The sequence below is a fragment of the Methanococcoides sp. AM1 genome (genome assembly GCF_900774055.1).
GTDB lineage: Archaea > Halobacteriota > Methanosarcinia > Methanosarcinales > Methanosarcinaceae > Methanococcoides.
Genome location: NZ_CAAGSW010000001.1, coordinates 500,383 through 527,141 on the forward strand (window position 1 = coordinate 500,383; position 26,759 = coordinate 527,141).

27 protein-coding genes are annotated in these 26,759 nt (G+C 42.7%); 11 read left to right on the forward strand and 16 right to left on the reverse strand.

Annotated elements, in window-relative coordinates:
* Positions 1-162 precede the first annotated feature (162 nt).
* The 5 genes from twy1 to E7X57_RS02510 all read left to right on the forward strand — a co-directional run bounded on the left by twy1 (position 163) and on the right by E7X57_RS02510 (position 5,075).
* Positions 163-1,113: a 4-demethylwyosine synthase TYW1 gene (gene twy1, locus E7X57_RS02490; RefSeq protein WP_135610179.1), complete on the forward strand. Its 951-nt coding sequence runs from the start codon at positions 163-165 to the stop codon at positions 1,111-1,113.
* 180 nt (positions 1,114-1,293) lie between these two features.
* Positions 1,294-2,538, forward strand: coding sequence for a peptide chain release factor aRF-1 (gene prf1 / locus E7X57_RS02495; RefSeq protein ID WP_135610181.1), 1,245 nt, complete (start codon positions 1,294-1,296; stop codon positions 2,536-2,538).
* 22 nt (positions 2,539-2,560) lie between these two features.
* Positions 2,561-4,264 (forward strand): arginine--tRNA ligase, encoded by a 1,704-nt coding sequence (gene argS, locus E7X57_RS02500; protein ID WP_135610182.1) that lies wholly within the window; start codon positions 2,561-2,563, stop codon positions 4,262-4,264.
* 45 nt (positions 4,265-4,309) lie between these two features.
* Positions 4,310-4,591 (forward strand): DUF1294 domain-containing protein, encoded by a 282-nt coding sequence (locus tag E7X57_RS02505; RefSeq protein WP_135610184.1) that lies wholly within the window; start codon positions 4,310-4,312, stop codon positions 4,589-4,591.
* A 76-nt stretch (positions 4,592-4,667) separates the two neighbouring features.
* Positions 4,668-5,075, forward strand: coding sequence for an inorganic diphosphatase (locus E7X57_RS02510; protein WP_135610187.1), 408 nt, complete (start codon positions 4,668-4,670; stop codon positions 5,073-5,075).
* A gap of 132 nt (positions 5,076-5,207) precedes the next feature.
* Here the strand turns inward: E7X57_RS02510 and E7X57_RS02515 are convergent, their stop codons facing one another.
* Positions 5,208-6,233, reverse strand: coding sequence for a GTP-binding protein (locus E7X57_RS02515; RefSeq protein ID WP_244603571.1), 1,026 nt, complete (start codon positions 6,231-6,233; stop codon positions 5,208-5,210).
* A gap of 162 nt (positions 6,234-6,395) precedes the next feature.
* Positions 6,396-7,502 (reverse strand): IS200/IS605 family element RNA-guided endonuclease TnpB, encoded by a 1,107-nt coding sequence (gene tnpB / locus E7X57_RS02520; protein WP_135610191.1) that lies wholly within the window; start codon positions 7,500-7,502, stop codon positions 6,396-6,398.
* Positions 7,503-7,738: 236 nt separating this feature from the next.
* Here tnpB and E7X57_RS02525 point away from each other — a divergent pair, with 236 nt between their 5' ends.
* Positions 7,739-8,767, forward strand: coding sequence for a methionine synthase (locus E7X57_RS02525; RefSeq protein WP_135610193.1), 1,029 nt, complete (start codon positions 7,739-7,741; stop codon positions 8,765-8,767).
* 35 nt (positions 8,768-8,802) lie between these two features.
* Here the strand turns inward: E7X57_RS02525 and E7X57_RS02530 are convergent, their stop codons facing one another.
* Positions 8,803-9,816 carry a stage II sporulation protein M gene (locus E7X57_RS02530; protein WP_167880863.1) on the reverse strand — a complete coding sequence of 338 codons (1,014 nt, stop codon included), beginning with the start codon at positions 9,814-9,816 and terminating at the stop codon, positions 8,803-8,805.
* Positions 9,817-9,884: 68 nt separating this feature from the next.
* Positions 9,885-10,757 carry an ATP phosphoribosyltransferase gene (gene hisG, locus E7X57_RS02535; RefSeq protein ID WP_135610197.1) on the reverse strand — a complete coding sequence of 291 codons (873 nt, stop codon included), beginning with the start codon at positions 10,755-10,757 and terminating at the stop codon, positions 9,885-9,887.
* A 245-nt stretch (positions 10,758-11,002) separates the two neighbouring features.
* Between hisG and E7X57_RS02540 the strand changes: the two genes are divergently transcribed.
* Positions 11,003-11,746 carry an ATPase domain-containing protein gene (locus E7X57_RS02540; protein WP_135610199.1) on the forward strand — a complete coding sequence of 248 codons (744 nt, stop codon included), beginning with the start codon at positions 11,003-11,005 and terminating at the stop codon, positions 11,744-11,746.
* Positions 11,747-11,759: 13 nt separating this feature from the next.
* The gene (locus E7X57_RS02545; protein WP_135610201.1) at positions 11,760-12,251 is read left to right on the forward strand and encodes a hypothetical protein; all 492 of its coding nucleotides are present in this window, start codon (positions 11,760-11,762) and stop codon (positions 12,249-12,251) included.
* Positions 12,252-12,277: 26 nt separating this feature from the next.
* Here the strand turns inward: E7X57_RS02545 and E7X57_RS02550 are convergent, their stop codons facing one another.
* From E7X57_RS02550 to E7X57_RS02585, 9 genes are all read right to left on the reverse strand, one after another.
* On the reverse strand, positions 12,278-13,315 hold the full coding sequence (locus tag E7X57_RS02550; protein WP_135610203.1) for an EF-Tu/IF-2/RF-3 family GTPase: 1,038 nt from the start codon (positions 13,313-13,315) through the stop codon (positions 12,278-12,280).
* A gap of 57 nt (positions 13,316-13,372) precedes the next feature.
* On the reverse strand, positions 13,373-14,332 hold the full coding sequence (locus E7X57_RS02555; protein ID WP_371413148.1) for an RNA ligase: 960 nt from the start codon (positions 14,330-14,332) through the stop codon (positions 13,373-13,375).
* 21 nt (positions 14,333-14,353) lie between these two features.
* A complete protein-coding gene (locus tag E7X57_RS12920) occupies positions 14,354-14,545 on the reverse strand; it encodes a hypothetical protein (RefSeq protein ID WP_371413145.1) in 192 nt (63 codons plus the stop codon).
* A 5-nt stretch (positions 14,546-14,550) separates the two neighbouring features.
* Entirely contained in the window at positions 14,551-15,327 is a 777-nt protein-coding gene (locus E7X57_RS02560; RefSeq protein ID WP_210409019.1) for a CBS domain-containing protein, read from the reverse strand.
* A 56-nt stretch (positions 15,328-15,383) separates the two neighbouring features.
* Positions 15,384-16,223: a CBS domain-containing protein gene (locus E7X57_RS02565; RefSeq protein ID WP_135610207.1), complete on the reverse strand. Its 840-nt coding sequence runs from the start codon at positions 16,221-16,223 to the stop codon at positions 15,384-15,386.
* Positions 16,224-16,262: 39 nt separating this feature from the next.
* On the reverse strand, positions 16,263-17,219 hold the full coding sequence (locus tag E7X57_RS02570) for a CBS domain-containing protein (RefSeq protein ID WP_135610209.1): 957 nt from the start codon (positions 17,217-17,219) through the stop codon (positions 16,263-16,265).
* Between the two features lie 149 nt (positions 17,220-17,368).
* Positions 17,369-18,166 carry a CBS domain-containing protein gene (locus E7X57_RS02575; RefSeq protein WP_135610211.1) on the reverse strand — a complete coding sequence of 266 codons (798 nt, stop codon included), beginning with the start codon at positions 18,164-18,166 and terminating at the stop codon, positions 17,369-17,371.
* Between the two features lie 35 nt (positions 18,167-18,201).
* Positions 18,202-18,810, reverse strand: a complete 609-nt coding sequence (locus tag E7X57_RS02580; RefSeq protein ID WP_135610213.1) for a cyclic nucleotide-binding/CBS domain-containing protein — start codon at positions 18,808-18,810, stop codon at positions 18,202-18,204.
* A gap of 86 nt (positions 18,811-18,896) precedes the next feature.
* Complete coding sequence (locus E7X57_RS02585; RefSeq protein WP_135610215.1) at positions 18,897-20,021, reverse strand: OB-fold nucleic acid binding domain-containing protein; 1,125 nt, start codon at positions 20,019-20,021, stop codon at positions 18,897-18,899.
* Positions 20,022-20,285: 264 nt separating this feature from the next.
* Between E7X57_RS02585 and E7X57_RS02590 the strand changes: the two genes are divergently transcribed.
* Entirely contained in the window at positions 20,286-20,915 is a 630-nt protein-coding gene (locus tag E7X57_RS02590; RefSeq protein WP_135610218.1) for an RNA 2'-phosphotransferase, read from the forward strand.
* A 10-nt stretch (positions 20,916-20,925) separates the two neighbouring features.
* Here E7X57_RS02590 and rtcA read toward each other — a convergent pair whose 3' ends face one another.
* Both rtcA and E7X57_RS02600 read right to left on the reverse strand, forming a co-directional pair.
* On the reverse strand, positions 20,926-21,915 hold the full coding sequence (rtcA, locus tag E7X57_RS02595) for an RNA 3'-terminal phosphate cyclase (protein WP_135610220.1): 990 nt from the start codon (positions 21,913-21,915) through the stop codon (positions 20,926-20,928).
* Positions 21,916-21,942: 27 nt separating this feature from the next.
* Positions 21,943-23,313: an FAD-dependent oxidoreductase gene (locus E7X57_RS02600; protein WP_135610222.1), complete on the reverse strand. Its 1,371-nt coding sequence runs from the start codon at positions 23,311-23,313 to the stop codon at positions 21,943-21,945.
* A gap of 1,065 nt (positions 23,314-24,378) precedes the next feature.
* Here E7X57_RS02600 and dnaG point away from each other — a divergent pair.
* Entirely contained in the window at positions 24,379-25,719 is a 1,341-nt protein-coding gene (gene dnaG / locus E7X57_RS02605; protein ID WP_135610224.1) for a DNA primase DnaG, read from the forward strand.
* A gap of 212 nt (positions 25,720-25,931) precedes the next feature.
* On the forward strand, positions 25,932-26,219 hold the full coding sequence (locus tag E7X57_RS02610) for a UPF0058 family protein (protein WP_135610226.1): 288 nt from the start codon (positions 25,932-25,934) through the stop codon (positions 26,217-26,219).
* A 44-nt stretch (positions 26,220-26,263) separates the two neighbouring features.
* Here the strand turns inward: E7X57_RS02610 and rimI are convergent, their stop codons facing one another.
* The gene (gene rimI / locus E7X57_RS02615) at positions 26,264-26,734 is read right to left on the reverse strand and encodes a ribosomal protein S18-alanine N-acetyltransferase (RefSeq protein WP_135610228.1); all 471 of its coding nucleotides are present in this window, start codon (positions 26,732-26,734) and stop codon (positions 26,264-26,266) included.
* Positions 26,735-26,759 lie beyond the last annotated feature (25 nt).

Genomic DNA, 26,759 nt, shown 5'->3' on the forward strand with positions numbered 1-26,759 from the left:
ATACTTTATCTTCCTGAATACTTCCTGATATTTTCGGAATGAGCATTTTATGATCCTGAAACTAATGGCAAATTTGTCTTGTTCGTATTTCTACAGTGAAAGATGATGACTCATTTTTAATTCCGATCACTATATATAGTGCAACAGGAAAGTATGCACCAGATGTCCTCGAAAGATAAGGAAGAACTTATAACAATTCCTGAAATACCTGACTTTGAGGCCTTGCTGAAAAAGCAGGGATATAGCCTTGCAGGTACTCATTCTGCTGTAAAGACATGCCTTTGGCTTGGTCGTTCCATAAAAGATGAAGGTGAGTGTTATAAGTCAAGGTTCTATGGTATCACTTCACATTGTTGTCTGCAGATGACACCTACTTTGAGATGCAACCAACGCTGTCTCTTTTGTTGGAGGCCTACAGAAGCGGAGGTATCTTTCCCGAAAAATTGGGATTCTCCAGTGGAAATTGTGGGGTCATCAATCAAAGCACAGCGAAAATTAATATCCGGATTTGGTGGTTCTGCGCCAAGGGAGCGCTGGGAGGAAGCAAACCAGCCCAAACATGTTGCTATATCACTTTCAGGGGAGCCAACCTTGTATCCGTATCTGCCTGAACTTGTGGAAGAGTACGAAAAACAGGGTTTTACAACTTTTGTCGTAAGTAACGGTACTGTTCCTGATATGATGGAGAGGATCGAACCTTCCCAATTATACATGAGCCTTGATGCTCCTGACAGGGAAACATATGAGAAGGTCTGCAATCCGAAATCCACCGAACTATGGGGTAATATCAACAGGTCCCTGGAAATACTTGGAAAGAAGAATAACCGTAAGGCAATACGCATAACTCTTGTGAAGGGCATGAACATGATCGATCCGGCAGGCTATGCACGCCTTATTGAGATAGCAAACCCGGACTATGTTGAGGTCAAGGCATATATGCATCTTGGTTTTTCCAGAAGTCGCCTTCCTCGTGAAGCGATGCCTTCACATGAGGAAGTTGTCAGCTTTGCAAAAGAACTTGCCGAGCATCTTGGATATAGCATTGCAGATGAAGTAGAAGTAAGCCGTATCGCACTGATTTCAAAGGATGGCAAAGTTACCTATCTTGACTAAAGCCTGGTATCAGGGTTCTTGCTGGTTATCACCTCAGTCACAATCTATATTTATATCCTTGTTTACATAGGGTACATCCATTTAGCTAATAGCATCCATGTTCTGTATGCAGAACATAATCATCAAGATGCTCAACGCATCTATAATCCCAATTGATCCTTATTATGGAGTATTCCCACAATGGTTGACCAATCTTCACACCAAAAATACGAGTTTAAAAAGAAACTTGAATCATTAAGGGACAAGCGAGGGCGTGGTACTGAGCTTATCTCTTTGTACATTCCACCTGACAAACAGCTTTCAGATGTGGTTGCACAGCTCAAGACAGAGCACGGTCAGGCTTCCAACATCAAATCCAAGCTGACCAAGACAAATGTACAGGGTGCCATAGAGTCCATCATGTCCAGACTCAGGTATGTGACAGTCCCTGAGAACGGTATCGTTTATTTCACAGGTGCTGTTGATATCGGAGCTAACAAGACAAATATGGAGACAACCATTATTGAGCCTCCACAGCCTATTATTACATACAGGTATCACTGTGATTCATCATTCTACCTTGATCCGTTAGAGGAGATGCTAAGGGAAGCAAAGACCTATGGTCTGCTTGTTCTTGACAGGCGTGAGGCTGCAGTTGGTCTTCTGGTGGGCAAGCACATAGAGCCATACCGTAACCTGACCTCAACTGTACCGGGAAAACAGAGGAAAGGAGGACAGAGTGCCCACAGGTTCCAGCAGCTCAGGCTTATTGCGATACACGATTTCTACAAGCGTATCGGTGATGCAGCAAGTGAGGTCTTCCTCACAGTTGACCAGAAGGACTTTGAAGGTGTGCTTATTGGCGGTCCGTCACCGACAAAAGAGGAGTTCGAGTCCGGTCATTTCTTCCACCACGAGATCGAGAAGAAGGTGCTTGGGCTTTTCGATGTGGCATATACAGACGAGTCCGGTCTTTCAGAACTTGTGAACGCGGCAAGTGAAAGGCTTGAGGACCTTGATCTCATGGTAGAGAAGAAACTGATGCAGCAGTTCTTCAGGGAATTGGTATCGGATTCAGGCAAAGCGACCTATGGTGAGGACAATGTACGAGAGAATCTCATTATCGGTGCTGTCGATATAATGCTCGTATCAGAAGACCTAAGAGCTGAGAGGACGACCGTCAGGTGTACTTCTTGCGATTATGAGAAAAAGACAACCAGTGAGTTCAAGCCGGGTGATTCGAAGACAAGTCTTGGTAACTGCCCGAAATGTGGTTCCTATCTTGAGGTCGTGGAAAAGGTCGATGTTGTGGATGAACTATCCGAAATGTGTGACCAGATGAGTACTACGGTAGAGTTCATTTCCACTGACTTTGAAGAAGGTGCACAGCTTCTGAACGCTTTTGGTGGTATCGTTGCTATCCTGCGTTTCAACACAGGCATCTGAGGTTAATTAACAGGTGATCATTTTGTTTTTAGATTTTATAGAACAAGTTACATTCGTACTGAACGATGCTGTTCGTTCAGCAGGTTTTGAAGTGAACGATCTGGAGCTTGGCCCTTCCCAGCATGCAGACCTTTCGTCAAGGGTTGCTTTCAGGCTGGCCTCTGTTGCAAAACAGAGTCCAAAGGACGTTGCTGACAGGATCGCTTCTGAGGTAGTAATACCAGAGGGTTCCTATATTGGTAAGATAGAGGCATTGGGCCCATATCTGAATATCAGTGCCAGTCGCGATTTCATTGATGCTGTTGTGTCAGGGATCCGGGAGAAAAAAGAGTCTTTCGGAGGCAATTTCTGTGAGGGCAGGATACTGCTTGAGCATACTTCTGCTAACCCAAACGGTCCTCTTCATGTGGGACACATAAGAAATTCCATTATCGGAGATACCCTCGGTCGCATTCTCAAACGTGCAGGATATGATGTCGAACTGCACTACTATGTAAATGACATGGGCCGCCAGATAGCCATAGTTTCCTGGGCTCTTGAGCATTTCGAGTTCGATGAAAGTTCCAAGCCAGACCACGCTATTGCAAATGTTTACATAAAGGCGAACGCAGAACTTGAAGCACACCCCGAAAAGGTTGCTGAGATAGACAGGCTCATGCAGCTTGTTGAGAGCGGTGATGCGGAGACAATTGAGCGTTTCGATAAGGCTGTAGGCCTTGCAGTTGAAGGTATCAAGGAAACCCTTGGAAAGATGAACGTCTCCCATGACGAGTTCCCGAAGGAATCAGGTTTCATCAGGTCCGGTGATGTTTCAAGGATAGTGGATGAGATCAAGGCTACAGGACGTACTGAAATTGATAATGGTGCGCTTGTTGTGGATCTTCTGGATTACGGATTTGAAAAGACTCTCGTTATCCAGCGTTCTGATGGTACTTCACTTTATACAACACGTGATCTTGCATACCATGAATGGAAGGGTGAGCGTGCTGACAGGATCATCGATATCTTCGGAGCAGACCATAAACTGATCTCCGGTCAGCTCAAGGCCACGTTGAATGCTATAGGCAAAAAAGAACCTGAGTTCGTTATCTTTGAGTTCGTTTCATTGCCTGAAGGTTCAATGAGCACAAGGCGCGGCAAGTTCATAAGTGCCGACGAACTGTTCGACCAGGTCAAGGTCCGGGCACTGGAAGAAGTGGACAAGCGCCGCCCTGAGATGCCTGAAGATTTCAAGAAACAGGTTGCTGACATGGTCGGTATTGGTGCTGTCAGGTACGATATCGTGAAGGTCTCACCTGAGAAATCCACGGTCTTCGACTGGAAAGAAGCTCTTGATTTCGAGAAACAGGGCGGTCCTTTCATACAATACTCACATGCACGTTCTTGCAGTATCCTGCGAAAGGCAAAAGATGAAGGCCTGTGGGATAGCGAGGTAATTATTGACCCTTCACTTCTTGTGGAAGATACTGAGATAGTTCTTATCAAGAAGATGGGAATGTTCGACAATGTGATTGACCAGTGTGCAAAGGAACTGAAACCTCATATGCTTGCTATCTACGGAAGAGAACTTGCAGATGCATTCAACCAGTTCTATCGCTTCGTGTCTGTCCTCAATGCTGAAGAAGAGGATGTCCGTGCAAGCCGTCTGGCTCTTGTGGACTGTGCAAGGATAGTACTTGCTAACACTCTGGACACCCTTGGAATGGGTGCACCGGATTCGATGTAATTCAGGCATGAAGAACATATCAATACAGATTAGGGAGAATGGAATATGAAATTATACATGTACTTTCTTCTGTATCTTCTTTTAGTAAATGCTTATGCTTTCTGGCTGATGTACTCCGACAAAAAGAAGGCCATCAGAAATCAGTATAGGATACCGGAAAAGACCCTGTTCACCTGGGCATTGCTGGGAGGGAGCATGGGTTCCATAGCGGGAATGCAGAAGTTCAGGCACAAGACCAGGCATCAGACATTCAGGATCGGGATGCCTCTGATATTTATTGTGGAAGGCTATCTCTTCTTTGAATATATTCTGCCTGTACTGCTTTGAGACTACTGGTTCAGATACCTCTATCTGAAAAGTAGTCTGCAAAGCGTTTTATAAAAAAGGAGTTGATTATTCTATAATGAAGATTAGGATCGAGACTCCCAAATTCAGCTTTTTCAAGTACCAAAAAGTGGATGATGAGTACAAAAGAGTCCTTTTTTCTCCGATACCTACAATATTCAACTACGGTTTCATTGAAGATACCTTAGGTGATGATGGAATGGAAGAGGATGCCATTGTACTCGGACCCCGGCTTCCCCAGGGTACTCTGGTAAAACTGACCAATCCCGGTGGGGTGGTAAGGTTTGTGGACGACTCGGTCCGGGACGATAAGAAAGTGTTCTATCTCGGGGACAGGTATTCTGAAAGGCTGTTCGGATTGTATTTCAGTATGTATGCACTGTTCAAGCGTTTTCGTTATCTGGCCTTTGAAAGAAGACTTGCGGAATGCAGGTTCGAAGGCATTGAACTATTCGAGGAAAACTGAGCATCGGTCAGTATATAGATCAGTGTACTGCAAACTAAATTGATAACTGAAATCCAAATACTGTTCTACAAAAAAAAGAGATAAGGAAAGTGATGTTCTTTCCCGAAGAAATTCCTTTGATGTTTCTTATCCTTAAAGGATGTTGATGGTCTGTATATTCTTGACCTTGTTACTGAAAGGTATTCCTTCCTGCTCCAGGTGTTCTTTTATCGTACCCTCAACGATCTTCACAAGCTCTTCCTTTTCCACATTTGTAACTGCTGAGAGGAACTTCACGTTGCAATCTTTGCCTTTTGTTTCAAAGAACTCTATGTTGGGTATGCTCTCTGAAGATGTGATACTGGCTTTCATGAGGGTTCCGGGGTATTCCAGAGCCATCTTTATATGACCTACGAAATCCGGATTGAGCTTTTTGACCTGATTGCTGATGGAGGTCAAGACATCTGTTGCATACTTTTCTGCTTTTTGTTCTTCCAGTTCGCAGTCTTTGATGGTAAGTTCTCCGGAATAGGAACTGACCTCAGAGGCCTCAATGGAGTTGATAGCTTCCCTTGATTCTCTTTCCTTGCTCTTGCCTGCCAGCAGGTCTATGAGCCTCTGGAACTTCTCATCGGCTTCCTTTGCAGAGAATTCGATAACTTCTGCTTCGGGGTTGATCTCCTCCAGGAAATTCCTGACCTCTGCAACCTTTTCTTCCTCTGCGATATCGACCTTGTTGATACAGAGGATCTCAGCATCTTCTATCTGTGTCAGGATGAACTTCGGTGTCTGCTTTATCTCGGTGTTGAACCTTGTTCCATCAACAATGTTCACGATAGGTGCAAAGCTTAAGTCATCTATCTTCATAAGGCTGATATCTTCCTTGATCTGCCTTGGGAATGCGATACCAGTAGGCTCGATAATAATAACGTCAGGGTGGAAGTCATCTGAAAGTTTGGAAAGGGTGTATTCCATGCTGATCTTGAGAGTACAGCAGATACAGCCGCTTGTAAGTTCTTCGGTGACGATCCCGGTGCTTGAAAGTGTGTCACCGTCAAGTCCGATCTCACCTATCTCGTTCACGATTATCGCGATCTTGTGGCCGGTTTCGCTCAAATGCTTACCGAGCTTTAACAATGTAGTGGTCTTGCCGCTTCCGAGAAAGCCGCCTATGATCATTATCTTCAATTATCTCACCAGTGGTAGAATGATATTATTTAAGAAAATCACTTTCTTTTAAGCTTCTTTTCAATTTGGGAGTCTTTACTTGTGAACCACTCCTCCCTTTCGGAAGGGGCTTCTTGTTTCATCCGTTTCTCCAGTGAGAATACGTCCACAAGCTCAAGCCGTAGTACCTACGGTGTTAAATGCGATATTTTTGATATTGATGGCAGCGTTAATATCCCGATCATGTACGGTATTGCAGTCGGAGCATGTCCATTTTCTATGATGTAGTTTCAATCCAATATTCTTGTAACCACACACATGACACAATTTGGATGATGGTTCGAACTGACCGATCTGGATAACGGTCTTTCCATACCAATCGGCTTTATACTGGAGTTTCTCAATGAAACTTCCCCATGAAACATCACTGATTGCTTGTGCAAGACAATGGTTTTTCACCATCCCTTTAATATTCAAACTTTCGATTGCTATTGCTTGGTTTTCGCTTATCAATCTTAAAGAAAGTTTGTGCTGAAAATCGTTACGTTGGTTAACGATTTTTTCATGTAACTTTGCAACTTGTAATTTTTGCTTGTTCCAGTTATTCGAACCTTTTTGTTTCCGAGATAACCGTTGTTGCAATACCTGTAAATATTGTATTGACATCTTCAGATACTTCTCATTATCGATCTTTTCACCGTTCGAAAGAATGGCAAAATGGTTTAGCCCGACATCAATTCCCATAACATTATCAATATCCACTTTCTTTGGTACTTCCTGACCGTTCTCAACAAGGATACTGATGTAATATTTCCCAGTTGTTGTTTTCGAAACCGTTGCAATCTTCATTTTCCCATCAAACATTCGATGTAATCGTGCTTTGATAGGTTCCTTGATCTTTGGAAGTTTGATCATGTTATTGTCAAAATTTACTGTATAATGCTGTGGGATCTGGAATGATTGTACAGGATTCTTCCTTGACTTAAATTTGGGAAATCCAGTCTTTTCCTTAAAGAATTTCTTGAACGCTGAATCCATGTTCCCGATTGAACGTTGTAATGATTGAGAATTGACTTCATTCAACCAAACATGTATCTTTTTCAGCCCAGGAATCATGTTATTAATATCGAATTCACTCAAGGATCGTTTATCCTTCTCGTATGTAACAAGTTTGTGATTTAATCCCCAGTTATAGATGAATCTACAAGCACCAAAATGTTTGTCAAAAATCTCTTTTTGATTCTTATTTGGATATATTCGATACTTATAGGCTTTTAGCATATGTAAAGATTTTTATGCACTATTGGCATATATATTTAACTTACGGAAGGAGTCTTCTGTGGTCAATAACATAAAACTTGCAGGTTCGATATTGGTTCCTTTTCCCCATCCTTCTGGGCACCTTATTCACTTTTTCGATTCAAGGTATCCAATAGTCTTTTCCTGAGATCGGCATCCACACTCCCAAAGAAAATAATTCGCTAACATTATAAATGATACTCGCACATACGGTAGCTATGAGTGACCTGATCTTTGATGACATTGGCAGTTATCCGCTACCGGAAGGCGTAACAAAGGAGTGGATGGAGAGTGCATTTTCGAAAAGGGACAGTGATGAGAAGCTTTTTTCTGTCATACGTTCAGCCTTTAGCCAGAAACTTGATGCCGGTGTGCAGGTAGCAACATATCCCCAGTTTCAGGACATGAACCAGCAGTTCCTGTCAATTATCAATGATCCGGAATGTGTGGAAGAACCTTTCAAGGTCAAAGAGGACAGCGCACGTATCCTTGAGCTTGATGTTATAGAAGAAGCTGCTGCAGAGTACAGTGATGAGACCGGTGAAAAGCCGGATGTCCGTATCTGTGTGACCGGACCGCTCGAGCTTTATCTTAAGGACTTCGGGGGTACACAGTACACCGACATCCTGAACCTGCTCGCAGTAAGCATCGACCGTTTCATAAGCAATTCTATCAAGGCTGCAAAGAACTTCAACATCAGGACAGTCTCCATTGATGAGCCAAGTATCGGTATCAATCCACAGGTCATGTTCGAGGATGCCGAACTGGTAGAAGCACTGAGCACTGCCACTTACTATGCTGGCAGGCAGGATGTTGATGTGGAGATCCATCTTCACTCCCCGCTTCATTACAGGATAGCCTGTGATACACCGGGTATCAATGTCATAGGTGTGGAGTCTGCAGCAAATCCTTCATATCTCGATCTTATTGACAGGAAGGTTCTGGAAGATACTGACTCTTTCCTGCGTGTGGGTGTTGCAAGGACCGATATCTTCAACCTTGCATCTGTGCTTAATGAAAAGTACAACACCAATGTCTGGAAGGACACCCAGTATCTGCCTGAGATAGTAACGGAAATGGAAACTCCGGATGTTATTGCAAAGCGCCTTGAAAAAGCAGATTCCATATTCGGGGAACGCATCAAATATGTTGGTCCTGATTGTGGTCTTGGTTCATGGCCAACACAGGAGATCGCAGGACAATTGCTCAGGAATGTAGTTGAAGGGATCGACAAGTTCTCCAAGTAAGATAATTCAGGGTGCTGAAAACACAAAACAAAAGATCATACCGGGATACTGCTGATCAACAGATGCATCAGGTTGATTACATGTCCTGCTATTTTCGGTGTAAATTGTATTTCTATATATGCAGCAACAAGGAGCATAAAGATCGTAAATGAGAATATTTTCAACAGGTATCGGGATCTCAGGTAAGCTTCTGTGATATTCTCTATCCTTCTAATGTCTTCTTTTAGATCCTCTTCTTTTTCAGCTTCGAATAAACGGCCTTTTATGATCTCTTCTGAGTAAACTCTTGTAAATCTGTATGCAATAGATGTTGCTATGAAAATTGCCGGCAGTTCAATTATTCCATGAGGAAGTATTGAAGCAAGGTAATATATGAAGGCAAAATCAGCTCCTATAAGAATACCAGCAAATCCTATTGTTTGATTTCCCCAGAGTATTCCATTGAACAGGAAAAATGCGAGAACCGTTCCTGCTATAAGAGCATTCAGGAACAATGTCAACACAGGAAATATGAGTGGGAGCACTGATGCGATCGCCCTGTAATCCTCGCCGGTGTAACCGCAATGTTTCCAGATAGAATTTGAGCTATCATTTATCTCATCCCGATCCTTTTTATTTATATCAGGATAAATGTGCAAGGCGACCTTCTGTACAAATGAAAAAAAGGGTGAAGATAATTTTTCCATATTACAGGAGATCCTGGAATAGAAGGGGTATTTTGAGCGCAATAACAATTCTTTGAAAACGATTCTGTGACTGTATGTTATGGCTCCGGCACCGATAGATGTGACGAATATTGCTATTATGTTGAAGAAAAAAACAGAATATAGCGGACCGATATATCTGGCACCAAAATCCACTTTTGAAGTAGCGGCATCTGAGGTTGAAATAATTGCTTCGTTGACGACATCAACTTCTGAAGTAGCCGCTTGTGCTCTCGAGATCAGGACAGAACTTACCGATTCAGGGTGTGAAAAGAAGAAAGCAACTACGTAAACAGATATACTGAATACAAAGGCCAGTATCGTAAATATGGTGAATAGTTTCACTGACCATATTACATCTTTCCGTTTTATTTTGAATTGGCTGCTTTCTTCCTTTCTCATTATTGTTCGTTTTAGTGAACGATCTTTGAAATATCAAGTTCAAGAATGTCCTCAGCACCGAGGTCCTTGAGTTTTGGGATCAGGATGTTCACTTCATTCTTGTTCACAACAGATTCTACGGCATAGTAGTCGGAATTGTAAAGTTGGGAAACAGTTGGTCTTTTGAGTGACGGAAGTGCCTCGATCACAGAGTCCAGCTTATCAGCAGGTACGTTCATATCAATGAGCACTTTCCCACGTGCTTCGATAACCGCCAGAAGCAGGGTTTTGATCTCTTCTATCTCTTTTCTTTTGGCAGGATCTTCCCAGCTTTCCTTGTTAGCTATGAGCTTTGAAGAAGATTCCAGCATAACGTCCACGATCTTAAGTCCGTTCTTGCGTAGAGTGGATCCCGTTTCTGTCAGGTCGACCACGACATCCATAAGGTCAGGAACCTTTGCTTCGGTCGCACCGTATGAAAAGTGAAGTTCGACCGGAATTCCAAGATCATCGAAGAACTTCTTCGTAATATTTGGGTACTCGGTTGTGACCCTGCTTCCGGGCCTGATATCTTTGGCACTCTGGATATCGCTGTCCTGTGGAACAGCAATAACGATCTTGACAATACCGGCACCCTGCTTGCTGTAAGGCATATCAGCAACCTCTACAACATCTGAACTTGATTCTACCACCCAGTCACGTCCGGAGATACCGAGGTCAAAATAGCCTTCCTCAATATATTTTGGGATTTCCTGTGGGCGCAGGATCTTTATCTTTTCTATCCTTGGATCATTGATCTTTGGGTTATATTCCCTGGATGTCTTTTTTATCTCAAGGTCTGCCTGCTTGAACAATAATAATGTCTGCTCTTCTAAACTGCCTTTTGGAATTGCTATGTTGATCATTTTTATCACTTGTTCGATTTGGACTATATTTGTTCAGACTTTTAAAGATTAAAACTATATTTGTCTGATAAACAGTTGTTGTATTTTTAGTGCCTATTTATGTTTATCAGGATTTCACTTAACTTTAACTGTTCTATTTTTATAATCTATAAATAATAACTATAATTTTCATCGATGACTTAAAATATATCTCCATACAAATATATCTAAAAGATTCATGGTTTGCTATTAATGAGAGGTCTAATATGAGGATACAATCTGGAATTGAAGGTTTCGATGAACTTGTTCAGGGTGGACTTGTTCCGGAACGCGTTTATCTTTTAAGTGGTCCCCCTGGAAGCGGGAAAACCACTTTTGGCATGCAGTTCCTTGCGCAGGGGGCTACTTTTGGGGAAGTTGGTCTCTACGTTAGCCTTCTTGAAAGTCCCCAGAACATCATCAATGACATGTCCAATTATTCGTTGAATGTGGCAACTTTGATAAAGATGAAGAAGCTTCTTTTTGCAGATCTTGGTCCCAGGATGGAATACGGGTATATGGATGATCTCCATGAAGTCATAAGTTCGGATTATGATGTAAGCCACGCATCGGTCGAAGGTGAAGCTCCTTCTCCGGCAATGGTGTTCAAAGAGATAGCTGCTTATGTTCAGGAATACAATGTAAAACGGCTTGTTATAGACTCTGTATCTGCTATCCGTTTTTCCACAAAGGACCGCATTTCAGAAGAAAAAGAGATGGGCAGGTTCATCAGGAATCTGAAGCAGCTTGGATGCACTACTATCCTCCTTTCTGAGATGACAGACCCAAGTGCATATTCAACAGAACAGTTCGCATCACATGGAGTAATGTTCCTTCATAACTTCCTTTATGGCAAGAAGATGACCCGTGCATTGCAGATAATAAAGATGCGTGGAACAAAACATGATTGTAATATGATGCAGCTTGAGTTTACTGAGAAGGGACTTAAAGTATCTTCCTACCTTGAATAATGGTAGTGTGGAAATGGATCTGTTCAAAAAGAATAAGGACAAACCTACCCTTGCTGAAATGAAAAGGGAAGAAGTTGAAAAGAAGGCCTTTGAGCTTGGTTTTGAGGTAGGTTACCATAAGCACTCGGAGATTGGCTGGGTCAAAGAGAATTTTGTGAAGCTGGAAAGCCTCGCTAACAGTCTGGGCCTTGGTAATATTGTTTCCGACAAGTATGTTCAGGGCAAAGGCGAAGGTGGTCTTGCAAGGGAAAAGGGCCTTAATATCGGTTCTGTAACATCTGCACTGAAAAAAGAAGAAGATTTATCTTTATCTGAGGAACTGCTTTTCAAAAAGCCAAAGGAGGAGGCTTCCGTCGGATACAGGGAATATGCCGGAAATGATGCTATTTTTGCTCCTGTGGACCGCCCGGAACTTCTCGACAGTCCCTCATGTACTTCCCTGACCAAAGCTGTTGAACGCCCTGCAAATCTTGATGGTTTCAAACCATTAATGCCAAGGAAATAAAATATAAAAATGTGGGATATCAGGCTTTAAGCCTTGTAACCATATCCCGCGAATCTCTGTTTATCATCCAGATTGCAAATGGTAAACCTGTCTGATTCATTGTAAGCCAGTAACTTTGATCCTAATAGTGTTACAATGCATTCGCCGTCGGTTGTTGTTCTCTCAACTTCCTCGTCATCCTTTTCTATCTTTTCGACTCTCATCGGGGATGACTGAAGTCCGACAAAGATATGTGGGACATCTCCGATCGTAAAGCCTTTTGAGAATGGTGAGAACTTACATTTGAGTGTCAGGTCTTCAGTAACATCTTCCTTTTCCGAGAGTATGAAACCTCTCTCTATATCCTTTGACTGTACGTTCTTGAGTGCAAGTCCGACCCGGGCACCTGCAGGAGCGCTCTTTGTATCTACATCATGCATCTGTATCGAGCGTACTTCTATCGTTTTGTCTGTTGGGAATGCCACCAGTTTGTCCTTTGCTTTCAGGGTGCCCTGCATCACAATTCCAAGCACCACACAACCGATACCTGTTACATTGAAGGACTGGTCGATAACAACACGTGTTGGCAGGTCATTGAGTTCCTCCTGCTCCTTTGCAACTACATCCCCCATATCAAATATCATCTCTTTTAATTCTTCCATTCCTTCGAATGAAGTTGTGGAAATTGAGATGTATTCCCAGTTCTCAAGAGAGGTTCCTGCTGTGACCTTTTTAAGTTTTTCCTTCAGCTCATCTAAAGCAAAGGGGTAACTTGTATCTGCTTTTGTAAGGACGATGATGCCATGCTTGTATCCTAGGAGATCAAGTGCAATGATACATTCGCCTGTATGTGCATCAAGACCTTCAGGAGGTACGCACAAAAGGACAATGTCCGAAAGATTAAAGGCGGTCACCATAGGTTTGATGGAAGTTGGATAACCGACCGCATCTATGGTCGTCAGGACCTTGTCGTTCTTGGAAAAATCGTACATCGTAATGTCCGCTGTGGTTCCTTTTTTCCCAAGTTTTGAAGCAAGGGTGGTTTTGCCGCTTTTTTCGCTTCCGATAATAGTTATTTTTGTCATATATGATCACACTTTTAGTGTACAGAAATACCTTTTGTCATATATGCTTTTTTGACATCACCAGAGTTCCCCTTTGAACATGGACAGGGTTTTATCATTAGTACTCTTGCTAAGCTTTTTCATCTTCACAAGGAATTCATCACCAATCTTTTCCGGTTCCTCGAACATTGTTTCTATTCCCTGTCGCCGGAGGTATTCCTTGAATTCTGAAAGAGTATCAAGACTTCTAACACGTATCTGCACTTCGTCAGACACTCTTTCACCTTTTTCTATCTCAGTAATGGAGTCTATCATTGGATTAAGTATGCTCTCACCAAGCTGAAGGCAGCGCTTTTTGAGATCTTCTTCGTTTTCTCCCCATTCAAAGGCCTGGAAGCCTTCCCGCACCACCCTTGAAAAAAGATAGTCACGACCCACATCATTATAAAATCTGAACGCATGTCGCAGATCTGCACAATTGCTCTGTGAACAGGTGTATTTTATGGGCGGGATATTCATAGCGGGGTCTTTGATAACAACGCCTTCATGTTCGATCTTCCCGAGTTCTTTGATAATGGTATGTATCTTCTCAGGAGCCTCTTTTTTTGTAAATTCCCCAAAAAGCCTGACCTGTGTGAAACCATATTCTTCTGCCATCTTCCTTCTTTCATTTACAGGGAGAGGCTCACCACTGCCCTTATGCCTTATATCGAAGACATAGAAGTCAAGGGAATCGATATCGTATATGTTCTTGGGCACATAAGGGTTATCGGGTCCGACCATTTCCCCGTGAAGGACCAGGTCCGGGTGGTCATTAAAAAAATTAATATTCAGCAGGTACCTTGCTTTTTCTGTGGAATAGGGGCAGATATATCCGCCGCGTGTGATGGCGGTTATTTTCCCGTCAAGAGATATGGCCCGTACATTAAAGCCATTCATTTTCTCTTCCACGCAAACAGTAGCAATATCGGAAAAATGAGAATTGATAGCAGGTTCAAGCAGCATGGCCCGCTTTATCTTCGGAAAACCCTTGATCAGCTCAAAACAGCCATCCCTTTGCTAGACAACAGTTCCACTTTCGATCTGTGAAAAAGTGGTTTCAAAACGAAAAAGATGCTGGTATTCTCCCCAGTTCTGCAAAAGCTCACGCTTATCGAGCAGTCTCTGAAGCCTGGAAATGGGTATGCCAAGATACTCTGCCACACCCTCTACGTCCAGTTCAATATCTTTACCAGCATCACTGGATTGCATAGTTTTCACTTTGCAATAGAGTTCACAAGCGTCCTTCTTGTGATGAGCCCGACCATATATCCTTCGAGGTTTATAACAGGCACACCACCAATGTTCTCCTCAAGCATCATCTCTTTTACTTCTGATACCGGAGTGTTGGTCTGTACGGTCTTTACTCCCCTCTTCATGATATCCTCTACAATGAGGTTCTTGATACGGGAATCCTGCTTGTTTCCTGAAACCACATCCCTGAAAGCACGCATTGACTTTGCAATATCCTTCTCTGTAACGATTCCCACAAGCTTATCGTCCTCAATAACAGGGAACCTTCCAACATCCTCATCAAGCATCTGATGCCTAACATGGCTTACCCTGTCTCCGGGATGAATAGTTATCGGGTTACTGTTCATAACCTCGGCAGCATACCCGTCGAATGTTACATTTTGAAGCAGTTCAGCAGGCGTGACCCACCCAAGAACGTTCTCACTGTCGCTTACTATGATAACGCCACTGTTTTTAGCCATCAATACGACCGCATCATTGAGGTCCATATCAGGCAGGACCTTCACATAGTTGTCTGATACAGCAGTAGCAACATGAAGTGAAGAAGCTGGTTTTGCACCTTTCTTTCGTGTCCCCAGTTCTTCGGTAAGCCTTCGCATGGTGAGAACACCGACAAGATCATTATCATGTGTCACTAACAGGCGACGTGTACTTTTCTTCTCCATCACATCAAGTGCATGTGAGATCGTGTCTGATTTGTCAATTGATGTTGGTTGTACCATTATGTCTTTTACTTGCATGTCTGTCACCTCTTTAACTCATGTTCTTAGTCTATACTTTCTTGCTACACCTTTTATCAGGCTGCCTTCATCACATCTGTTCTGCTGACAATACCAACGATCTCATCGTTCTCAGCAATGGGTATGCCTGTGACGTTCTTATCGATCATGACCTTTGCAGCTTCCATGATCGGATCAGTAACATCCAGTATTTTTGCGATGCTGGCCATTATATCCTCCGCAACAAGAGGCACGGCTTTCACATATCTGTATACCTTTTCGCCACCTGATTTTGGCTTTCTTGCCATCTTGATGCTCTTGGATGGGAGCTCTCCCTCATTATTTGCCAGAACGTGAAGTGCAAGTTCCCGCGTGGTTATTATTCCCACAGCTTCACCGGAATCATCGGTAACAATAAGTTTGCTGACCTTGTTGCTTTCCATTTCATCGACCACATGATTGACAGTGTGATGCCTGTGTACAAATACAGGATCAAGTGTCATTATTTCACCAACTTTCTTCTCGCTGGGAAGTTCTGACATGCGGCGTACTACATCAACTCTTGTAACAATTCCAAGAAGTTTTCCGTTGTTGACCACAGGGACATTATTGATATCATTATCGATCATCATTGCCGTAGCTTGGGAAACAGATGCTTCAGGGTAGATCGTGACAGGTTCTTCCGTCATTATCATTTTCACAGGTACCTTGTCGATAGGTCGTCTTCTCCACATTGGTTCTGCCTGTGCAAGGCGTCTTCCCAGATCGGACTTCGTTACTATACCCACCATCTCGTCACTATCTACAATAACGATAGTGCTTATCTTGTGTCTGAGCATAAGGTTCCTTGCATGTGATACAGGCTCATCCGGTCCCATTACATGGACAGGTGATGTCATAATGTCTGATACTTTCATATCTCATCCTCCTTGTTCTTTTGTTATCCTTGTGGATTCTCATTCGGCCATTGCTCTAAGTATATCCCTTTCTGTGATTATACCGCAGAGTTTTCCGTTGTCAATTACAGGTAGTGCCCCAACACCATTTTTGATCATAAGCTCACTTGCTTTCCCAAGATCAGCATCTGATGATACCCAGACAACATCCTTTGATATCAGTGAGCTGATGGGAGTATCCATTGCTTCATGGATGTTACCGGTGGTGAGCTTTTCAAATGCTTCCCCGTTTCCCAGGAAGTGCATTATGGAAGATGCATTGACAACACCAATTAGAATATCTCCTTTGACCACAGGAAGCCTGCGGAAACGATTCATTACCATTATCTTTGCAGCATCACTTATGGTCATGTCTGCAGGGGCTTTCTCAACTCTTTTGCTCATGTATTCGCTGATGGGTTTGTTGGTAACTATTCCAGCTGTAAATATCAGGAAATCCTTCTCTGTGCAGATGGCATGTACATGATTGTCATTATCTACGATAGGAAGGCTTCCGATATTGTTTTTGAGCATAAGGTCAAAAGCTTCCTTGATGTTCCCATCACTGCGTATCGTTGTTACATCATGCTGCATTATTGTGCTTACATTTGAATTGATGGCTGCAAGGAGATTGCCCTTATACTTTTTTTCAACAAGTTGGCTTTTATCTCCTCCTCCAAGGAAATCGATAACATCAAAAGAGGTAACGATGCCCTCGATCCGATTTGTACCAGCATCAGTAAGGGGGATATGCCTGAAGTTCTTTTTAGTCATTATTCTTATGGCATCGATGATCCTTGTTGTAGGTGGGGATGTGATAACTTCCCGGGTTGCCACTGACATAATATCTCCTTCATGCTCTGAGATCCTTGTATGAAAATCAAAAGCTCCACGATCCATTGTACCGGAAGTGGTGATCAACACATGATCCTTTTTTTGAACCCTGTTCTTTATAGGGCTATGTGCTTCAAGTTTCATTTAATCCTCCATATTTTTGTTCTTTTTATTGATGTTCGATTGGCGATACGGGTTTGGGAGTGATCTTTAGATTACCCGGAATTATCTCTGGGATTTAGATACAGACCCGGAGTTAACTACTTTATAAATTTTAGATGGAATTTCCTCCATTATTGAACAGGATCAGTTCCCATTACAAACGCTCGTAAGATATCAGTGCGATCCACGATACCTACGATCCGATCATTATCAAGAACCGTTATTCTGCCAACATCGTAATGGAGCATCTTCTCCAGACATTCCTTTACTGATGTGTCAGCAGATACGGCATAAACAGGAGTGGACATTATCTTTTCAACTATTGTAGTGTCCTTTGGTTGAGTTCCATGTGTATCGTTCAGAGCTGTCCTGACAAATCCGGAACGTATTATGTCCATCCGTGTTACCATTCCAATGACCTCACTTTTGTCAGAGACCACAGGCAGACCGGAAAAGTTCGATTCGAGCAAAACAGGCCAGACCTTTGTGAGACTTTCCTTTGGTGTGCAGGTTATCACGTCTGTGGTCATGATGTCAGCCACAGCTGAATCCAGTTTCCTGTCATTTCCAATGTTTGCAAGTATGTCTGAATTGCTTAGGATTCCGGCTATAGTCCTGTCTTCAGTGGAAACGATGACAGGACATCGGTTTACTTCCGAATCGAGAAGATGTTTTGCAGCATCAACAATATCTGTTTCCGGAGTTATCAACGGACAATCGTGCATGTATCCTTCAACCGTTACATTGGATCTTGTGGATTTGATATTGAGAACGTCCTGATCCTTAAGGATACCAACTACTTTTTGTTCCTCATCTATTACAGGGAGCCCCCTGAGGTAGTGGTCTCTCATTAGCTGACGTGCATGGGTGATGTTATCATGCTCTTTTATGCACATGGCATCTTTTGACATAATTTCATTGATTTTCATACGAACCCCCGTTCATACGATCTTTCAAAGGTAGATCAGTCGTAGTAACCTTCGTCTTCTTTACAGTCTTCACATAACATGAGACCGTTAACAGTGCTAAGGCTATCCACATACGAATCACATCTCTGGCAGATCCCCCTTCCAAATTCAGTTGTTGTGGAAATATCCTGCTCCCGGTTTATCTCTATCAGGTCTTCAAGAATAGTATTCAGACCCGGAGCCACTGTCAGGATATCCCGATCTGTGATAATACCAATGATCTTTTCATCATCGGTAATTGCAAGCCTGCGAATCCCGGATTTGACCATGATCTCAGATGCTTTGATAACATCTGTCGCCGGGTTTACTGTTATAATAGGGGATGACATTATCCCTTCAACAAGTATGGTGCTGGGTTTGACATCCTTTGCCATGACCTTGTGAACAATATCCCTTTCAGTTATAATACCTACAGGGTTGCCATCTTTCGAGACAATGAGGCTACCTACGTTCCTCTTCTTCATTGTCTGAGCGACTTTAAGAGCTGTACTGGCAATGTCAAGGACAAGAACTTCCGGTGTCATGATCTCACGCACGACAATGTCTTTGAGGAACCGATCTGCAGGTCCATCAGCCTCGACATCCCATTTGGTCCCAATGACCATAAGATATCACCCTCCTATGCTATTATTTGTGTTCCCACACTACACAAAGAATATTCTGACTTAATAGCATATATAGGTGATTGTGGTTACAATATGTTGATCCTTGTTCGGTTTCCTGCACTTAGTTCTATTTCATCGTTGAACCCTGATTTTGAGTATGCATCAATGATCTTGATAGGGGTATCAATGTCCAGTTCGTCCACAAGAAGTGCATGATCTCCCCACAATGCTATGCGGATACGTCCTGTTTCATCTGAAACGTAAATATTTGAGACCATGTTAGTTGTTCCGTCATCCCTGTCAAATTCCCTGAGCTCTCCAAGACCTGAAACTGAGCCCTCGATAGAATAGGATTCCCCGGGTATTATGTCAGCTATTGGGGTGAAGCTTTCTTTGTATTCGACACTGGCATCTGTTTTCCTGAGGACGCTATTATTTCCGATCTGGATCTCGACCTGCTGGCTGAAGTTGTTGGTCTTGGCATATCCGTTTATGATCTCAACAGCATCATCCAGGTTCAGGGCACTGGCAGAATCGACCTTTTCATCCCATAGTGTCACACGTATCTTTCCGGTCTCGTCACCAATAAGTATGTTAGAAACACGTCCCTGACTGCCGTCTTTCTTCTGGAACGTCCTGACATCCGAAATGTCAAGCAACTTTCCGGAGACGTTGATGTCACCCATGCCATCTTTTATCTCAGATATCTTCTGTGAGTCCATCCTAACCTCAATGTTCTGGTCAGTCTTATTGATCACACCATACTTTCCGATGTTGATCTCAGTACCGGAATATCCATCTTTTGCATAGCCACTGATCTCCATACATTCGCCTATCTCCACGCTTCCGTTCTTGATAAGCTCAGCACGTTCATCCCATAGTGTCAGCCTGATGGAACCGGTCTCATCAGCTACCATAATATTACCGACCCTTCCGGTGGTGCCGTCATTCCTGTTAAACTCACGTACATCAAATACTGAGACAATCTTTGCAACGAAGTTTACATTACCGATCTCAGGGGTTATATCCTTTATTTTGATAACTTCTTTTGCGGTATCTGTGACACCAAGGTCATGGGCAACAAGCATTGCCGCTGTCTTAGTATCACAAAGGCCGCTCATCTGATCGACCTTTTCATCGACCTTCTTTCGAAAATCATCTTCGCTGATAATGCCTCCAAGCTTATTGTAGATCTCAGTTATATCGTCCATTGATGACACCTGTAAATAAGTTCTGGAACATGGGTTTCCAGAACTGTTTAGAATATATGTGATATGTAAAGCAATTTGTTCGTCCTCTATTTTGCAATAGCATGAACTCCGGTTAAGTTTGGTCCGATATGATATAATCCTAACGAAAGATACGTTGTAGTTATCTTACATTATCTTCTGGAATCATGTTTATATCCGGCTTCCTGTGAACGGGATCATGGATAAAGTTATATTAACTATTAAATGCATCTGCAATTAGATAGCATGATTCGAAAATGTAAAGAGCATGGATACTTCAGAGGCGAAGTTTGTCCGGATTGCGGCAAAAGTGGCAGGTATGTACTGGATGACGAACGTGAAGAACGCCTTGGTAGGTTCGTTTCAGGTGCCTTGAGACATTTCCCGGATGATGTAGGTCTTACAATGGATAAGCAGGGCTGGGTCGACATGGACCTGCTTTGTGATCTCATGGAGCGTCGCTACAGGTGGGCAAGCAGGGAGCGCCTTATATCACTTGTAGAATCTGACGTTAAGAACAGGTATGAGATAACAGGTTCCGGAATAAGGGCAAGATATGGTCATTCTGTAGATGTGAAACTGGATTATCCTGAGAATGAATTGCCTTACCTGTATTACGGTGTCAGCCAGGAAGAAGTTGACATGCTTCTTGATGCCGGCATTGCACCTCTCAGGCAGACATACGTGCATCTTAGCACAACTCCTGAAAAGGCTACGGAATCAGCATCAGTTCACACAGAGAATCCGGTTGTACTTGAGATCGATGCGGATGAGGCACAAAATGACGGCATAGAGTTCATGGCTGTTAACGTTGACATCGTTCTGACCGAATCTGTACCGCCTGAATATCTGACCATTGTGGAAATTGAAGAGTGAACAAATTTGTTCATATCGCTGATATTTCCATCATATTATCCTTTTTTTGTATCTTGAACTTTACATCAAGGAACTGTTCTGTAACCCATATGTTCGTTGCTGTATGAGATGATATCTCTCTAACTGTGAATGAACCGCCTTTTGCGAGTCCCATATAGGGTATAAGCTGGTCCGCAAGATGTACATCTACAGAAGAGCGGCTTGATATCTCATCCAGAAGTTCCGCGGCTGCCTGAGCACCGACCTTTTCAGCAGGAAATCCTCTTTTTCCCGGAACATATGCTCCTTTCATTCCACAGTATAATGTAATTCCACTTCCTGTGGATGGGTATTCGGCACATTCGGTGAGGATGTAGCATTCATATCCGGCTTTTCCAATAATATCTTTTGCAGAATCTGCCTGACGCTTTGCAACATGTTCAGGAAGGTTCGAGCAGTGAGATATTCCAAGTATATTCCCGGTTTCTTCTGTAAATTCATAGGGTTCCGGTTCTGATGGACTTATAGTTGCATGAACAACTCCGCCACCACGGGGATAGTATCCTCTTTTGCGAGTATCTATCTTACATTTGTACCCCATCTTCGAAAGTGCTTTTAGTGTTACCTTCTCAAGGTAATCAATGCTTGGAGCCCACGAAACGTCTGTCCCTCCGATAATGTTCAGTTCAATATCAGAATACATTGCAGCAGGCATGATGCATTGAAGCAGAAGGCCTATGCTGCCGGCGGTGCCAATATCAATATTATAGTAACCCCCCTTCACTTCCTGTGGAGAAAAAGTGACAGTAGTAGAACCAATTTTATTTCCTTCTACAGTAGCACTACAGATAATGGCAGCTGTTTCTATTGCCTTTACATGCTGGGCGGATAGACCTGGTTTTGGACGATTGCTGCGTATGTCAGTGATGCGCACTGCTTTCCCTGTTACCGCTGAAAGTGCCACTGAAGTCCTTAGTATCTGGCCGCCGCCTTCACCATAGGATCCGTCGATATGGATCATTGCCAATTCCTCATTTAATTTTTCTCATTACTTTTTCTCATTAATGTTCCTCATTTTCCTGTAAGCATCCTTTACGGCATAGAAAAGAGGATCTACAACAGTGGCAACTGGTGGTGCATAGCAGGTTTCCATTGTGAGCATTTCATCTACTGTGGCCTTTTTCTTTATCATGAAAGCAAGGCTGTCGATCCGTTCCTTTACTCCTTCTTTGGCTATGACCTGTGCACCCACAAGATATTCTTCCCTGAAAATAAGTTTGATGTGTATATCACTGCTGCCCGGATAGAAGGTCGCATGAGTAACTCCTTTGGCATAGCCTGTTACTAAACCGATGTCCTCTGTTTCTGCTTTTCCAGAAGTCAGTCCCACAGAACCGATCAGGAGATCTCCTGCAACATAAACACTGGGTCCCAGAACAGGTCCTAATGATGTTCTTTTACCACAGATGTTGTCTGCTATTACGGTAGCCATACGTCTTGCCACAGGCGCCAGTTGGATCATGTTTTTCTTTCCTGTGACAAATTCGGTAACTTCGCAGCAATCTCCTCCGGCAAAGACATCAGTTGAGTATTGATCATCGATCCGTACTTGCAGTTTATCATTGACTGCCAGACCACCTTTTTCCCCAATGGAAATGCCTGCCTTCTTTGCAATTTCTATGTCAGGAACTATCCCGGTACTAATAATAACTACATCTGCGGGAACCTTTTGTTTTGAGAGGACCACATATTTAGCTTTGCTCTTCCCTTCAATGCTTTCCGGGACCTCTCCTGTGATAAGACCGACCCCTATGGAGGTAAGGTAGTCTTTAACTATCTCCGACATGTCAGTATCGATCAGTCGCGAAAGTATCGAGGAACTTCGATTGATAAGTTTTGTAGGTATGCCACGCTTTGCAGTCCCTGCAGCGGTTTCCACTCCAATGGCACCAGCGCCGATGACAACAACATTCTCAGCAGAAATGAGTGCATTTTCGATTTTCATTCCATCAGATAACGTTTGCAGGGTGAATACGCCATCCATTTCGAGGAAAACATGCAGATGAGAGGGTATACGATGGGTTCCACCGGTGGCGATGACCAGTTTGTCAAAACCGATATCCCTGTCCTCCAGTTTAATTTTCTTTTCGTTAAGGTCTATTTCTTTTGCTTCTGTTTCCAGCAGGATATCGATCCCCATTTTGTCAAAGAAATCCGGGGTTCTTAAGATGAGGGAATCAAAATCCTGTACCTTGCCGGAAAGCTTGAAAGGTATTCCACATTCGCTGTAGGATACATGACTGTCCTTTGAAATAACAATAACAGAAAGATCACGGCATCGTCTCACATGAGTGGCTGTTGACATTCCGGTGGCTCCTCCGCCGAGAATGGCAACATCATATTTTGTAATATCTTTCATAAGATAAGTTCGACAGCCTGGTTAATAGATTTTTGTACAGAACCTAAACTAACATTAGTAATTTTAAAAATGTATAGAACAAGCAACGTATAGAATAAACAATGTAAAAATGATGTTAGGAATGTATAGAAAAAGATGAAGTTAATCGACGAGCGAGTTTGGGGAGTGGGGGGTTATTGTAGCAAAAAATAATGTGTCCCGCTCGTCTACTTGCTGCTACATTATTATAATATATATATGTGTTGGCATATCCGATTGTTAAGTTCTATGTAATGTTAAGTTCTCTCTTTGCATTTCATTTCCTGGAAATATAAGACAAAGACATTGTTTTTAAATATAAACTTTATTTGTTATGAGAACAATTTATACTGTTTTATTATAATCGTGTTGCGGAGATATTCCTAAAAGTTGAAAACCACAAGGTTATTAAACTGTAAGAACTAATTAGCCTATTGTGATCGAAGCAAGATCACGTCATAAGTAAAATTTAATTGGTTTATCAAAAATCCCATTGGGTGCTTTATCCAATGGTGGTAAGCAGATCATCAAAATATAATCTGAATCATATCATGGTTACTCTATTGGGAAAATAGTTGTACCACATCACATAATACAAACATAGGGAGTTATCTAAAGGACTAGGTTTCATTCATATCTTATTGGAAATGAACCAACCGGCATCTTAGATCTAGTATCATATTGTTCCATAACCGTTCAAACGGTTCAAGGTAAATAAATGCCGGAACGTTCACAAATAAGGCCATGGCATAGCTACATACTGATAATGTGGATTCTTTGCCAACCGTTAAGCGGTCAGGTCTGTGGACTATCCGGATAGTTGATGCATTACGTGTTAGTTTGAACAAAGAAGGATTTCCTTATTGGGATTGTTTAAGAAATAAGCATCCTAATGGTCAGGATACCAGATAGCCGATGGATAGTTCTTTCCTTGATCTCTGAGATCCTATATTTGTGTTATGTCCGAATGATTCTGTTTTGCTGTTCTGTTTACGTTCGGGTACTGTCTATTAAGGCAATATACCACACACAAATGGAGACTTACATATGCAAAATACTGATACAACTAAATATATCATTCATTCAAAGATCAATGCTGATGGGATAATCGAACGCCCGGATATAGTCGGGGCGATCTTTGGTCAGACCGAGGGTCTGCTGGGTTCAGACCTTGACCTGCGCGACCTGCAGAAAACAGGACGAATTGGTAGGATCGAGGTCTCAGTTGCTGCAAAAGGCGGCAAGACCAAAGGCAATATCTTCATACCATCCAGCCTTGACAGAGTTGAAACATCAATACTTGCAGCATCCCTTGAGACCATCGACAGGGTTGGCCCATGCACTGCAAAGATCGAGGTGACACAGGTCGAAGATGTCCGTGCTACCAAGAGGAAACAGATCATCGACCGCGCAAAATACATACTTACAGACATGTTCGATGAGAACCTTCCTGAGTCACAGGAGATCGCAGATGAAGTTCGCCAGTCAGTACGTATCGAAGAGATGCAGTACTATGGTAAGAACAAGATCCCATGTGGTCCTAATGTGCTTGATTCAGATGCCATTGTGGTCGTCGAGGGCAGAGCAGATGTCCTGAACCTCTTGAGATATGGTATCAAGAATACTATTTGTGTTGGTGGGACCAATGTTCCTCCTGAAGTTGCTGAACTCACAAAGAAGAAGACAGTAACTGCATTCACAGATGGTGACCGTGGAGGAAAGCTCATAATTAAAGAGCTTTTGCAGGTTGCAGATATTGATTATATTGCACGTGCTCCTGATGGAAAGAGCGTGGAAGACCTTGTACAGAGGGAGATCGTACGTTCTCTGAGGCAGAAGATCCCTGTGGAGCAGGCTCTTGAAAGCTACAGCATAAAGGGAGAGTCCAAGCCGGTCAAAGAAGAAAAGCCAGCTAAAACAGGAAGGATCGCGCGTTTGCCAAAACGCAAGGAAAGAGTTAAAGGTGAGCTTTCAAGGCCATCTGCAGGTGCGCAGAAACTGGAGAAAAAGGCAGACAGTGCTGAGGAAGAGCCTAAACAGGTAAAACCGGCAAGGCAGGTTAAGCCAGCTAAACAGGTCAGACCAGCTCAGATATCACCACAGGCTCGCAGGTTCAAACCTCATTCCGATGCACTTCTCGGTACTCTTGGAGCCAGGCTTCTGGATTCAAAGGATAAGGTCATTGAGGAGACCGCAGTTCGCGATCTTGTCAACACTCTCAAAGAGACCAGTGATAGCATCAAGACAGTTGTTTTTGATGGTGTAGTTACACAGCGCATTCTTGATATCGCATCAGACAAAGGTATTGAGAACCTTATTGGTGTAAAGAAAGGTAACATTGCTAAGAGTCCTGCGACCGTCAATGTTCTAACAGCATCAGATTTCTGATCTTTTAAGGGGGTTTAACCCCTTTTACTTCTCTTTTTTCTTTTTCCCCTCTATTGTGCATTATTATTCATAAAAATTAAATCGAAAAACATTTATACTATGATAAGGCAAAACATTGCCGCGAAAAATGGTTTTATTTGAGTTTTTAGTTTATTATATTGCAGCCCGCTTACACCGTGCTGTCGTATAAAAAATGAATATGGATAAAAACCATGCACAAAGATGAATTGATTCAATTGCATACATTGCTGGCTCAAATAAAGAAGCATATGGAAACTCAGGACATTGATTATGACTTTTCTGAGTACCAGTCGCTTGCCATAAGCCCTGTGCACATCCATCGAAGTAAGGCAGAGCACAAACATGCTATATTCGTACTTGGTAATCATCTTGCATCATTAATGTCAGAAGATGAGCTTTCGGGTATTGGCAGGACTTCCGCCAGAATGCAGGAATTTGCAAAACGTACCAACAGGAATGTTTCCGGTAGCAACAATTAAATGATGTCGAGCGACCTGATATATTTCTGGTGTAAAACAAATCCTTAAAGGCTAGCTTGGATGCTATTGGTCCAGCATAGAGGGGAAAGTTGCTTCTTCATTATAATACCATTCTCTCCGTCTGAATAGTATCTCTGTTCAACCCAGCATGCTATGAATCCCAGGTCCTGATATAGTTTTTTAGCTATGTGATTGCTGGCTCTTACTTCAAGGGTAGCGGTCTTTAATCCCTGCTGCTGGAACGCGTTCAGTATGGTTTGCATAAGCTGGCTTCCGATCCCCCTTCCTTTATACTCTTCTTTAACTGCCAGCGAAAAGATACGGCCTTCATTAACGGCAGATCGATATCCCATGACAAAACCCACGATCCTGTTGTTCATGGAAGCGACAAAGAACCCTTCTGTATTCATTTCATAGAAATTCATATAGACAAAAGGATTGTGTTCTGTGAAAGATTCCATTTCAATGTTCAGAACATCTTCAAAATCATAGGGTTCAAACTGTCTGATGATCATCAGGGAATATAATGCCCTTTTTCTT

What these genes read in the sequence shown, in the direction of transcription:
- tnpB (WP_135610191.1), bottom strand. Translation starts at nt 7,502, where the DNA reads ATGCTAAAAGCCTATAAGTATCGAATATATCCAAATAAGAATCAAAAA.
- hisG (WP_135610197.1), bottom strand. Translation starts at nt 10,757, where the DNA reads ATGATCAACATAGCAATTCCAAAAGGCAGTTTAGAAGAGCAGACATTA.
- E7X57_RS02600 (WP_135610222.1), bottom strand. Translation starts at nt 23,313, where the DNA reads ATGAAAGATATTACAAAATATGATGTTGCCATTCTCGGCGGAGGAGCC.
- rimI (WP_135610228.1), bottom strand. Translation starts at nt 26,734, where the DNA reads ATGATCATCAGACAGTTTGAACCCTATGATTTTGAAGATGTTCTGAAC.
- E7X57_RS12920 (WP_371413145.1), bottom strand. Translation starts at nt 14,545, where the DNA reads ATGCAATCCAGTGATGCTGGTAAAGATATTGAACTGGACGTAGAGGGT.
- E7X57_RS02545 (WP_135610201.1), top strand. Translation starts at nt 11,760, where the DNA reads ATGGATCTGTTCAAAAAGAATAAGGACAAACCTACCCTTGCTGAAATG.
- E7X57_RS02550 (WP_135610203.1), bottom strand. Translation starts at nt 13,315, where the DNA reads ATGACAAAAATAACTATTATCGGAAGCGAAAAAAGCGGCAAAACCACC.
- E7X57_RS02580 (WP_135610213.1), bottom strand. Translation starts at nt 18,810, where the DNA reads ATGGTCATTGGGACCAAATGGGATGTCGAGGCTGATGGACCTGCAGAT.
- E7X57_RS02575 (WP_135610211.1), bottom strand. Translation starts at nt 18,166, where the DNA reads ATGAAAATCAATGAAATTATGTCAAAAGATGCCATGTGCATAAAAGAG.
- E7X57_RS02515 (WP_244603571.1), bottom strand. Translation starts at nt 6,233, where the DNA reads ATGATCATAGGCGGCTTTCTCGGAAGCGGCAAGACCACTACATTGTTA.
- prf1 (WP_135610181.1), top strand. Translation starts at nt 1,294, where the DNA reads ATGGTTGACCAATCTTCACACCAAAAATACGAGTTTAAAAAGAAACTT.
- dnaG (WP_135610224.1), top strand. Translation starts at nt 24,379, where the DNA reads ATGCAAAATACTGATACAACTAAATATATCATTCATTCAAAGATCAAT.
- E7X57_RS02585 (WP_135610215.1), bottom strand. Translation starts at nt 20,021, where the DNA reads ATGGACGATATAACTGAGATCTACAATAAGCTTGGAGGCATTATCAGC.
- E7X57_RS02525 (WP_135610193.1), top strand. Translation starts at nt 7,739, where the DNA reads ATGAGTGACCTGATCTTTGATGACATTGGCAGTTATCCGCTACCGGAA.
- E7X57_RS02540 (WP_135610199.1), top strand. Translation starts at nt 11,003, where the DNA reads ATGAGGATACAATCTGGAATTGAAGGTTTCGATGAACTTGTTCAGGGT.
- E7X57_RS02560 (WP_210409019.1), bottom strand. Translation starts at nt 15,327, where the DNA reads ATGCAAGTAAAAGACATAATGGTACAACCAACATCAATTGACAAATCA.
- E7X57_RS02565 (WP_135610207.1), bottom strand. Translation starts at nt 16,223, where the DNA reads ATGAAAGTATCAGACATTATGACATCACCTGTCCATGTAATGGGACCG.
- E7X57_RS02570 (WP_135610209.1), bottom strand. Translation starts at nt 17,219, where the DNA reads ATGAAACTTGAAGCACATAGCCCTATAAAGAACAGGGTTCAAAAAAAG.
- E7X57_RS02510 (WP_135610187.1), top strand. Translation starts at nt 4,668, where the DNA reads ATGAAGATTAGGATCGAGACTCCCAAATTCAGCTTTTTCAAGTACCAA.
- rtcA (WP_135610220.1), bottom strand. Translation starts at nt 21,915, where the DNA reads ATGATCCATATCGACGGATCCTATGGTGAAGGCGGCGGCCAGATACTA.
- E7X57_RS02505 (WP_135610184.1), top strand. Translation starts at nt 4,310, where the DNA reads ATGAAATTATACATGTACTTTCTTCTGTATCTTCTTTTAGTAAATGCT.
- E7X57_RS02610 (WP_135610226.1), top strand. Translation starts at nt 25,932, where the DNA reads ATGCACAAAGATGAATTGATTCAATTGCATACATTGCTGGCTCAAATA.
- E7X57_RS02590 (WP_135610218.1), top strand. Translation starts at nt 20,286, where the DNA reads ATGATTCGAAAATGTAAAGAGCATGGATACTTCAGAGGCGAAGTTTGT.
- twy1 (WP_135610179.1), top strand. Translation starts at nt 163, where the DNA reads ATGTCCTCGAAAGATAAGGAAGAACTTATAACAATTCCTGAAATACCT.